The following is a 9,414-nucleotide window of genomic DNA, read 5'->3' on the forward strand; positions in this document are numbered from 1 at the left end:
GATTTTTTTGTTGCCATGTTTACTGATTGTAGCGTAGGGCTACTCGGGGGTGCTCTGCCGTTTCACTTTCGTCGCAGTGCAAAGACGAGTAGACTGTAGCAAAAATCAGACTCCCTGAATTAATTTGCATGTATAAATATAGTTAATGCCACACCCGTTCTTACCTAGTTTTGGGTGTCTTAGTGAGATTGGACTAAATCCCAACAAAAAAATGCCCGACACATAAATTTCAAGAATCTGTGATAGCGTACGAGAAACAAATGAAATTATAGTCGATTCTTGTTATAATATAGGAAAGAATTACAATGGTTTTATCCTGGAAACTCTTCGGTGTTTTCAACTATTGAACTAAAATTTTCAGGAAGAAGCACACATAAAAATATCAAGGTAATGGTAGTCAGTGGCAAACAGGCGCGTAGATGCGTTTTTCTTAGAGAGGTGGATAACATGACACAACCAATTCTGAACGATGAACACAAGCTGTGGAACCGCTGGATAAATGAACGTGATCCAGATGCTGGTGATTTACTTATAAAAAAATATATTTCCCTAGTATCCTATCATGTACAACGCATTGGAGCGAGCTTACCAAAAAGTGTATCGCGAGATGATTTAACGAGTTTAGGTATGGTAGGTCTTTTTGATGCGTTAAATAAATTTGATATTAATAGAGACTTGAAATTTGATACATATGCTTCTTTTAGAGTAAGAGGAGCAATTATTGATGGTTTACGTAAGGAAGATTGGTTGCCGCGTTCCGCACGTGAGAAGGCAAAAAAGTTAGATGCACAGATTGAACAGTTAGAACAACAATATATGCGCCATGTAACACCTGAGGAACTTGCGGAACATATGGCGTTACCCGTTGAAGAAGTTTACCAAACTGTACAAGAGCATTTCTTTTCAAATGTTCTTTCCATAAATGAGCAGCAAGATCAAGATGAGACTGATGGAAAGTCATTTGTGATTCGTGATGATACAACTAAGACACCTGAGCAAGCTGTCGTTAAGTCAGAACTACTAGGGGATTTAGCGGAAAATATCCAAAAGCTCAATGATAAGGAGCAGCTAGTGCTTAGTTTATTTTATACAGAGGAATTAACATTAACAGAAATTGGGGAAATGCTTGAATTATCCACATCTCGCATTTCACAAATCCATTCTAAGGCGCTATTAAAGCTACGGAAATTATTATCCAATGAAATGATTAATGCATAATCATCCTTAAATACATATCGTTGAAGGAGGGGTCCTATGAGTTTAAAGGGTGTCGAACTACAAATAGCTATTCCAAAAACATTTGAAGCAGGAAAAATGGCAGATCAGGCACAGCAGCAAACTTTGGCTCAGCAAGCACATGCAAATGAAGCGTTAAAAAAAGAAATAGAACGCAAGCAAAAAGTTGTGAATACTTCAGAGGGTATGGATGAGATTAGTGAAGATGAAGAAGCAGGTGGCGAGTATATAAAAGGCACTCGAAAAAAGAAAAATAATGATAAAGAGAAGCGAGAAAAACATTCGCAGCATCCGTTTAAAGGAAATTTCGTGGATTTTAGTGGATAGGAGTTTACTATGACAACCATACTAATTGCGGTTCTTTTTATTTTACAGCTACTTTCATTTTATTTTCTTATCATATTAAATACGAAGCTAGCAAAATTTAAGGACTTAGAAAAAAAACAGGAGCGCTTAATGCGTGAAATGGATGATACAATCAGTGTCTATTTAGCTGATATGAAAGATGAAAATGATCGCTTAATCCAAGAGTTGCAAAGAGTTTCAAAGTCTGAAATTCAAAATGCTGTGAAACAAGGTAAGCAGATAGTGAGACAAAAAGAGCAGGAGCAACCTCCTGCTCTAACAAAGGACGAAAGTACAGAGGACGGTTCAAGTAGTCTTGATCATGAACCGCGTGTTTATGTGCCCAAAAATATCGTAGCCAATGCTTATTCCCGACAACAGCAAACTGGGGCTAAAACTGAGGCTAAGGTGGTACATTCAGCCCAGCAATCAACCGATGCAATCCAAAAGGAAAATGCGAAGCCATTAACACTAGAACAACAAGCAGTTGAATTAGCGAAACAAGGTAAAACCGCAGAAGAAATTGCCAAGCAGCTTCAAAAAGGAAAAACAGAAATCGAGCTTTTGTTGAAATTTCATAACTAAAACAGTTGCGAATGGGGTAAAGCTATGATATAGTTGCAAATGGTGTTATTAATACACACGCATTTTGATGTAGTAAGTGGTGCTCTAAGCTTAGGGTAGCTTGTTGCAAGTGATAAATGCGGAGGATAAAAACCAAACATACTAGGAGGAAATTCACATGTCAGTAATTTCTATGAAACAATTACTTGAAGCTGGTGTACATTTCGGTCACCAAACTCGTCGTTGGAACCCAAAAATGAAGAAATATATCTTCGTTGAGCGTAACGGGATCTACATCATCGACTTACAAAAAACTGTTAAAAAATTAGAGGAAGCTTATGACTTCATGCGTCAAGTTGGTCAAGACGGTGGTAAAGTTCTTTTCGTTGGTACGAAAAAACAAGCACAAGAAGCGATCAAAGATGAAGCTGAACGTTCAGGCAACTACTACATCAACCAACGTTGGTTAGGTGGTACTCTTACAAACTTCGGTACTATTCAAAAACGTGTTGCACGTATGAAAGCAATCGAAAAAATGGAAGAAGAAGGAACTTTCGAAGTTCTACCTAAAAAAGAAGTAATCCAACTTAAAAAAGAACACGAACGTCTAATCAAATTCTTAGGCGGTATCCGTGATATGCACGAACTTCCAGACGTTATGTTCGTGGTTGACCCACGTAAAGAACGTATTGCTGTTGCAGAAGCTCGTAAATTAAACATCCCTCTAGTAGGTATTGTTGATACAAACTGTGATCCAGATGAAATCGACTACGTAATCCCTGCTAATGATGATGCTATTCGCGCTGTTAAACTTTTAACTGCTAAAATGGCTGACGCTTTAATCGAGTCAAAACAAGGTGAAGAAGAAGCTCCAGCTGTAGAAGCTGCTGCTGAGTAATTCACGTTTACAAAAAGGTGATAAGTGGCTCAGAACCCTTATCACCTTTTTTAGAACCTATCACTAAAATTTGCACAACCAATTTGAGGAGGAAACACTAAATGGCAAACATTACTGCACAATTAGTAAAAGAATTACGCGAAAAAACTGGCGCTGGAATGATGGATTGTAAAAAAGCGTTAGTACAAACTGATGGCGATATAGATGCTGCAATCGATTTCCTACGTGAAAAAGGTCTTTCTTCAGCTGCTAAAAAAGCTGACCGCATCGCTGCAGAAGGTACAACTTTCATTTTAGAAAAAGGTAACGAAGCAATCATCCTTGAAGTAAACGCTGAAACTGACTTCGTTGCTAAAAACGAAAAATTCCAAGTATTAGTTGCTTCTTTAGCTGAGCAATTACTTGCTGCTAAACCTGCATCAGTTGAAGCTGCATTAGAGCTTTCAAATGCTGAAGGTGTGAAAATTGTTGACCAAATTTCAACTGCCGTTGCAACAATCGGTGAAAAAATCACTCTTCGTCGTTTCGAAGTAAAAGCAAAAACGGATGCAGATGCATTTGGTTCATACTTACACATGGGCGGTCGTATCGGTGTATTAGTTACTTTAGAAGGTTCTACTGATGCTTCAGCTGCAAAAGATGTTGCTATGCATATCGCAGCTATCAACCCTACTTACGTTTCTCGCGATGAGGTTTCTGCTGATGAAGTTGAACGTGAGCGTAAAGTATTAACTGAACAAGCTCTTAACGAAGGTAAACCAGAAAACATCGTAGCAAAAATGGTTGAAGGTCGTCTTGGTAAATACTTCGAAGATATTTGCTTACTTGACCAAACATTCGTTAAAAACTCAGATCAAAAAGTACGTGACTTCGTAGCTTCAACTGGCGGTTCTGTAAATGGATTCGTACGTTACGCTGTAGGTGAAGGTATCGAAAAACGTGAAGATAACTTTGCTGAAGAAGTAATGAGCCAAGTTAAAGGAAACTAATTTAGCTTTCGTTTGATTTTAATCAAATAATATCTAGATTTTCTAGACAAAAATGGGGAACACAACATAACGTGTTCCCTATTTTTCCGAAATGAGCGAAAAAAAGAGATATAATGGTCTCGTTACCAAAAGTTGTGGGGAACATTTGTTAAACGGTATGCTAAAGCGCCCAGCCGGAATGGAAATCAACCTCACTTATGGTGATGAGCCACATAATTTTCTATTTTGCCTTATTCATAACTAGAAATTATTGTTATATATACTATAATGGAAAAGGGAATAAGGATGTTTTAAATAAAGTCTGACGGAGGTTTACAATGAGTGTGCCACAATATAAACGAGTAGTTATAAAATTAAGTGGTGAAGCGTTAGCTGGGGAAGCGGGCTTCGGTTTATCACCAAAAATAATCAAGGCTGTTGCAGAAGAAGTTAAAGAAGTAGTAGATCTTGATGTAGAAGTTGCTGTTGTTGTAGGTGGCGGTAATATATGGCGTGGAAAAATCGGTAGCGAAATGGGAATGGATCGTGCGGCAGCTGATTATATGGGTATGCTAGCTACGGTTATGAACTCATTAGCGTTACAAGATGCACTAGAGAAATTAGGAATTGAAACACGAGTGCAATCTTCTATCGTTATGACACAAGTAGCAGAGCCATATATTCGCCGTAAAGCAGTTCGTCATCTAGAGAAAAAACGTGTAGTAATTTTTGCAGCAGGTACAGGTAACCCATTCTTCTCTACGGATACTACAGCTGCGTTACGTGCTGCTGAAATCGACGCAGATGCGATTTTAATGGCGAAAAATAATGTAGATGGTGTTTATTCTGCAGATCCGAAAGTAGATGCAACTGCCGTTAAATATGATACACTCACATACTTAGACGTTATTCAACAGGGCTTACAAGTAATGGATTCAACAGCTTCTACTTTATGTATGGATAACGATATTCCGTTAATTGTCTTCTCAATTACGGAACCAGGTAATATTAAACGTGCCGTACAAGGCGAGAAAATTGGAACAGTTGTTAGGAGGAATGCATAATGGCTAAACAAGTTTTAGAACAAGCTAAAGAAAAAATGAACAAAACAATTGCCGCTTTTTCACGTGAACTATCTTCAATCCGTGCAGGTCGTGCAAATGCTTCTCTATTAGATCGCATTACAGTTGATTACTATGGTGCACCAACACCGATTAATCAGCTTGGAGGTGTTTCGGTACCAGAAGCACGTTTATTAGTTATTACACCTTACGATAAAACAATTTTAGGTGAAATCGAAAAAGCGATTTTGAAATCAGATATTGGTATTACACCAACAAATGATGGTTCTGTCATTCGTTTAATGATTCCTGCTTTAACAGAAGAGAGTCGTAAAGAGCTTGTGAAGCAAGTGAAAAAAGAAGCAGAGGATGCAAAAATCGCTGTACGTAACGTTCGTCGTGATGCGAATGACGATCTAAAAAAACTTGAAAAAGCTGGCGAAATCACAGAAGATGATCTACGTGGCTACTGTGAAGATATTCAAAAATTAACGGATGAATTCATCGTTAAAGTAGATCAAGTGACGAAGGAAAAAGAAAAAGAAATTCTAGAAGTGTAAGCTATGCGCTTTGCATATCTATGATGGAACTTTTTGATGAGATGAAGGCGTCCTATACCTATAAAGGACGTCTTTTCTCTTTACTGTTAGAGTATCTTCATTCGGCGGGTGTCTAAACACTTACTGAGATTAAGAACTTTAATGGTTATCAGGATAATATCTTTCATCTATTTTTGCTTTCTTTTAAGATTAAGAAGAACTATTCTTTACGTGAACTGAAATACATTATTGAAAATGGAACAAAATAAGGCAACCTCCTTTTTAACCTTAAGTTAAGTAGGAGTAAAAACGCCTTTCTTTAATCACCAAAAGTTGGGATAACATTTTTGTAATGTTTAGCATGATATAAGTTGATTTGATTTCGTTCGACTGTATGTAGTCTTAATGATTATGAATTCAACATGATGGTGATCATTTTAAATTGTGTGTAGTTCTAAAATAAGGTAGTTCATACATAGTCAATTTAGAGGGAAAAAAAAGACAAATAGCGCTTTTGTTTGTTATGATAGGTTAGTATACGTCCGATTAGTTGTAGTGGGGGAGTTAGCATGTTTAAAAAGCTATTAGGTAAACAAATAAATATAGATTCACTATCATTGGAGGAACGTGTTGCCCTTGCTAAAAACGAGCCAATTCCTGCCCATGTAGCGATTATTATGGACGGAAATGGACGTTGGGCAAAGAAACGTGCCATGCCACGTGTTGCTGGGCACCATGAAGGTATGAAGACGGTACGAAAGGTGACGAGATTTGCGTCAGATCTAGGTATTAAAGTTTTAACGGTGTACGCGTTCTCTACAGAAAATTGGAAGCGACCAAAAACAGAGGTCGATTTCCTCATGCGTTTACCTGTAGAATTTTTAGGTTCCTTTTTACCTGAAATGATGGAACGCAATGTACGTGTTGAAATGATAGGAGATCCATCTTTATTACCTGCACATACGCAAAAAGCGTTGTTTGAGGCGATGGAGGAGACGAAGCATAATACAGGATTAATTCTAAATTTTGCTCTGAACTATGGAAGTCGTTCGGAAATGGTTAGCGCCATGAAAACAATGCTTCAAAAAGTGCAGGACGGTCAATTAACGATGCAAGACATAACAGAAGAATGCATGACAGCTCATTTAATGACGGCTCATCTGCCAGAGCCAGATTTATTAATTCGTACAAGCGGTGAAGTGCGATTAAGCAACTTTATGTTATGGCAGCTCGCCTATACAGAATTTTGGTTTACAGATACATTGTGGCCAGATTTTAGTGAGGAAAACTTACTGAAAGCGGTGGAAAACTACCAGAAACGTAATCGCCGTTACGGTGGGTTGAAGGGAGAAGAAACATCTTGAAACAACGAATTATTACGGCAATAATTGCAGCAGCACTATTTATTCCATTTGTTATTTATGGAAAAGTGCCATTTACAATACTTGTGCTTGCAATGGCTGTTGTCGGCTTTTATGAAATACTAAAAATGAAAGGTATTTCACTTTTTTCAGTACCTGGTTTTTTAGGGTTATTAACATTAATACTACTTGTTATACCAACGGACTGGTCAAGTAAGGTAGTAGATGCGATTGGCTATTCCTCTAATTTAATGGTTGTGTATGGTCTGACGATGCTATTGCTTATATACGTAGTCCTTGTGAAAAATAAAATTACATTCGATGAAGTTGCATTTATTTTATTAGGTGCGTTTTATGTCGGATTAGGGTTCCATTACTTAATCGAAACTCGAAGCTATGGTCTAGAGTTTGTCGTATATTGTTTACTTGTAGTTTGGACAACTGACTCAGGTGCATATTTTGTTGGAAGAAAACTAGGCAAAAATAAGTTATGGCCTGAAATTTCACCGAAGAAAACTGTGGAAGGCTTTGTAGGTGGTATTGTTATTGCTGTAATTTTTGCCGTTGGGATGCAGGCAATTTATCCATTTGCGAATGGTGGCTATGTCTCGCTTATTTTCATCACAATCTTGGCGTCAATTATTGGTCAAATGGGTGATTTAGTGGAATCGGCTATCAAGCGTCATTTTGGCGTAAAGGATTCAGGAAATATTTTACCTGGGCATGGCGGTATTTTAGACCGCTTCGATAGTCTACTATTCGTCGTGCCTTTACTACATTTTTTACACTTTTTTTGGTAACTAAAAACAACAGGTGCTCATCGGACGACTTTAAAAAGCGCCCAGTTAGAACCGATATCAACTCTACAATCTGATGATGAGCCATAATAATAGCATTTTCCTCTAAATAGAGTGGTAATAATCGTGCTATATCATTTGCTGAGATAGAAAAAGGGGACAATTTGTCGTGAAAAAAATTAGTTTACTTGGTGCAACTGGTTCAATCGGTTGGCAAACCTATGATATTTTAAAAGAACAACGCGATGCCTTTCATTTAGTAGCGTTTTCTTCAGGAAAAAATATCGAAAAAACGCGTGAAATGATTGAAACTTTAAAGCCAGAGCTTGTATCTGTTCAATTAGAAGAAGATGCAGTTATGCTCGCTAAAGAATATCCACAAGTACAATTTACGTTTGGTGCAAAAGGGCTTGTAGAGGTTGCTACACATCCTGATTCAACGGTGCTTGTAAACGCGGTTCTTGGAAGCGTTGGGCTAGAATCGACATTAGCAGCAATTCGCATGGGCAAAACAATTGCCATTGCCAATAAAGAAACACTGGTAACCGCTGGACATTTAGTGATGGCAGAAGCCAAGAAATACAATGCTGCCATTTTGCCGGTTGATAGTGAGCATTCAGCAATCTTCCAATCGATGAATGGTGAGAACCCCAAAAATATTGAACGTTTAATTATTACAGCTTCTGGTGGTAGCTTCCGTGATCAAACACGCGAGGAATTGAAACACGTAACGGTTGCAGATGCACTAAACCACCCGAACTGGTCGATGGGTGCGAAAATTACGATAGATTCTGCTACAATGATGAACAAAGGACTAGAAGTCATTGAAGCACATGTCTTATTTGATATGCCTTATGATAAAATTGATGTACTTTTGCATAGAGAAAGTATTATTCACTCCCTAGTTGAGTATCATGATACTAGTGTCATTGCGCAGCTAGGTACGCCGGACATGCGTGTACCTATTCAATATGCGTTAAGCTACCCAGGTCGTATGCCGTTGCATAACGGACAACGTCTTAACTTAGCACAAATTGGTCAGTTGCATTTTAAAGAAATGGATTTTGAACGTTATCCAGCATTGCGACTAGCATATGAGGCTGGACGCACAGGTGGTACAATTTTAACAGCTATGAATGCAGCGAATGAAGCGGCAGTTGCGGCATTTTTACAAGGAAAAATAACTTTCCTTGAAATTGACGAAACAATAGAACGTGTCATGCAAGCACATAACAACATATTAGTGCCAGATTTACAAACAATTTTGCATGTAGACAGTGAAACAAGAAAAACAGTGTTAAACATGGTAAAATAAGATTCATCACCAAAAGTAGTGGATGACTTTTGTTAAAACGTTTACTATGTAAATAAGTTGATTGGAGTGGAGTCTGGGCGACTCCTTGGGGATTAGCGATATAGAGGAACGAAGGCTAAAAGCATCACGTCCTGTGATAACGCCTTCGTGATCAACATCCTGCTGTTGCTGTCGCTGCGCTTTCGCACAAACAAAACCCTCTGCTGTTGCTGCGTTAACACTACGCTTTCGCGCAAAAAACATCTGTTGGCCCAAGCGGCTCATCGGACGCCCCCAGGAAGCTCTGCTCTGCGCGAAAGCGAAGCGTCAGCGGCAATGTTTTATCTGTGC

At 38.3% G+C, this 9,414-nt stretch carries 11 protein-coding genes; 10 read left to right on the forward strand and 1 reads right to left on the reverse strand.

The genetic code is table 11. The annotated features are described in order from the left end of the window. The first annotated feature begins 447 nt into the window (after positions 1-447). The 10 genes from MWJ95_RS07745 to dxr all read left to right on the forward strand — a co-directional run bounded on the left by MWJ95_RS07745 (position 448) and on the right by dxr (position 9,084). A complete protein-coding gene (locus MWJ95_RS07745; protein ID WP_249073109.1) occupies positions 448-1,218 on the forward strand; it encodes a FliA/WhiG family RNA polymerase sigma factor in 771 nt (256 codons plus the stop codon). Positions 1,219-1,254: 36 nt separating this feature from the next. Further along, positions 1,255-1,563 (forward strand): RNA polymerase subunit sigma, encoded by a 309-nt coding sequence (locus MWJ95_RS07750; RefSeq protein ID WP_249073108.1) that lies wholly within the window; start codon positions 1,255-1,257, stop codon positions 1,561-1,563. A 9-nt stretch (positions 1,564-1,572) separates the two neighbouring features. Continuing rightward, positions 1,573-2,166, forward strand: coding sequence for a hypothetical protein (locus tag MWJ95_RS07755; RefSeq protein WP_249073107.1), 594 nt, complete (start codon positions 1,573-1,575; stop codon positions 2,164-2,166). Positions 2,167-2,323: 157 nt separating this feature from the next. Further along, a complete protein-coding gene (rpsB, locus tag MWJ95_RS07760; RefSeq protein WP_249073106.1) occupies positions 2,324-3,043 on the forward strand; it encodes a 30S ribosomal protein S2 in 720 nt (239 codons plus the stop codon). A 101-nt stretch (positions 3,044-3,144) separates the two neighbouring features. Beyond that, complete coding sequence (gene tsf, locus MWJ95_RS07765) at positions 3,145-4,032, forward strand: translation elongation factor Ts (RefSeq protein ID WP_249073105.1); 888 nt, start codon at positions 3,145-3,147, stop codon at positions 4,030-4,032. 317 nt (positions 4,033-4,349) lie between these two features. Further along, the gene (pyrH, locus tag MWJ95_RS07770; protein WP_249073104.1) at positions 4,350-5,075 is read left to right on the forward strand and encodes a UMP kinase; all 726 of its coding nucleotides are present in this window, start codon (positions 4,350-4,352) and stop codon (positions 5,073-5,075) included. Next, positions 5,075-5,632: a ribosome recycling factor gene (gene frr / locus MWJ95_RS07775; RefSeq protein WP_249104916.1), complete on the forward strand. Its 558-nt coding sequence runs from the start codon at positions 5,075-5,077 to the stop codon at positions 5,630-5,632. The genes pyrH and frr overlap by 1 nt, the downstream gene beginning before the upstream one ends. Positions 5,633-6,180: 548 nt before the next feature. Then, positions 6,181-6,975: an isoprenyl transferase gene (locus MWJ95_RS07780; RefSeq protein ID WP_249073102.1), complete on the forward strand. Its 795-nt coding sequence runs from the start codon at positions 6,181-6,183 to the stop codon at positions 6,973-6,975. Continuing rightward, positions 6,972-7,772, forward strand: coding sequence for a phosphatidate cytidylyltransferase (locus MWJ95_RS07785; RefSeq protein WP_249104918.1), 801 nt, complete (start codon positions 6,972-6,974; stop codon positions 7,770-7,772). The genes MWJ95_RS07780 and MWJ95_RS07785 overlap by 4 nt, the downstream gene beginning before the upstream one ends. A 166-nt stretch (positions 7,773-7,938) precedes the next feature. Further along, the gene (dxr, locus tag MWJ95_RS07790; RefSeq protein WP_249073100.1) at positions 7,939-9,084 is read left to right on the forward strand and encodes a 1-deoxy-D-xylulose-5-phosphate reductoisomerase; all 1,146 of its coding nucleotides are present in this window, start codon (positions 7,939-7,941) and stop codon (positions 9,082-9,084) included. Between the two features lie 6 nt (positions 9,085-9,090). Here dxr and MWJ95_RS07795 read toward each other — a convergent pair whose 3' ends face one another. After that, complete coding sequence (locus MWJ95_RS07795) at positions 9,091-9,348, reverse strand: hypothetical protein (protein WP_249073099.1); 258 nt, start codon at positions 9,346-9,348, stop codon at positions 9,091-9,093. Positions 9,349-9,414 lie beyond the last annotated feature (66 nt).

The organism is Lysinibacillus sp. Bpr_S20 (assembly GCF_023337835.1).
Lineage (GTDB): Bacteria > Bacillota > Bacilli > Bacillales_A > Planococcaceae > Lysinibacillus.

Excerpts from the sequence above, each read along its gene's own strand:
- MWJ95_RS07745 (WP_249073109.1), top strand. The coding sequence starts at position 448 with ATGACACAACCAATTCTGAACGATGAACACAAGCTGTGGAACCGCTGG.
- MWJ95_RS07750 (WP_249073108.1), top strand. The coding sequence starts at position 1,255 with ATGAGTTTAAAGGGTGTCGAACTACAAATAGCTATTCCAAAAACATTT.
- MWJ95_RS07755 (WP_249073107.1), top strand. The coding sequence starts at position 1,573 with ATGACAACCATACTAATTGCGGTTCTTTTTATTTTACAGCTACTTTCA.
- rpsB (WP_249073106.1), top strand. The coding sequence starts at position 2,324 with ATGTCAGTAATTTCTATGAAACAATTACTTGAAGCTGGTGTACATTTC.
- tsf (WP_249073105.1), top strand. The coding sequence starts at position 3,145 with ATGGCAAACATTACTGCACAATTAGTAAAAGAATTACGCGAAAAAACT.
- pyrH (WP_249073104.1), top strand. The coding sequence starts at position 4,350 with ATGAGTGTGCCACAATATAAACGAGTAGTTATAAAATTAAGTGGTGAA.
- frr (WP_249104916.1), top strand. The coding sequence starts at position 5,075 with ATGGCTAAACAAGTTTTAGAACAAGCTAAAGAAAAAATGAACAAAACA.
- MWJ95_RS07780 (WP_249073102.1), top strand. The coding sequence starts at position 6,181 with ATGTTTAAAAAGCTATTAGGTAAACAAATAAATATAGATTCACTATCA.
- MWJ95_RS07795 (WP_249073099.1), bottom strand. The coding sequence starts at position 9,348 with ATGAGCCGCTTGGGCCAACAGATGTTTTTTGCGCGAAAGCGTAGTGTT.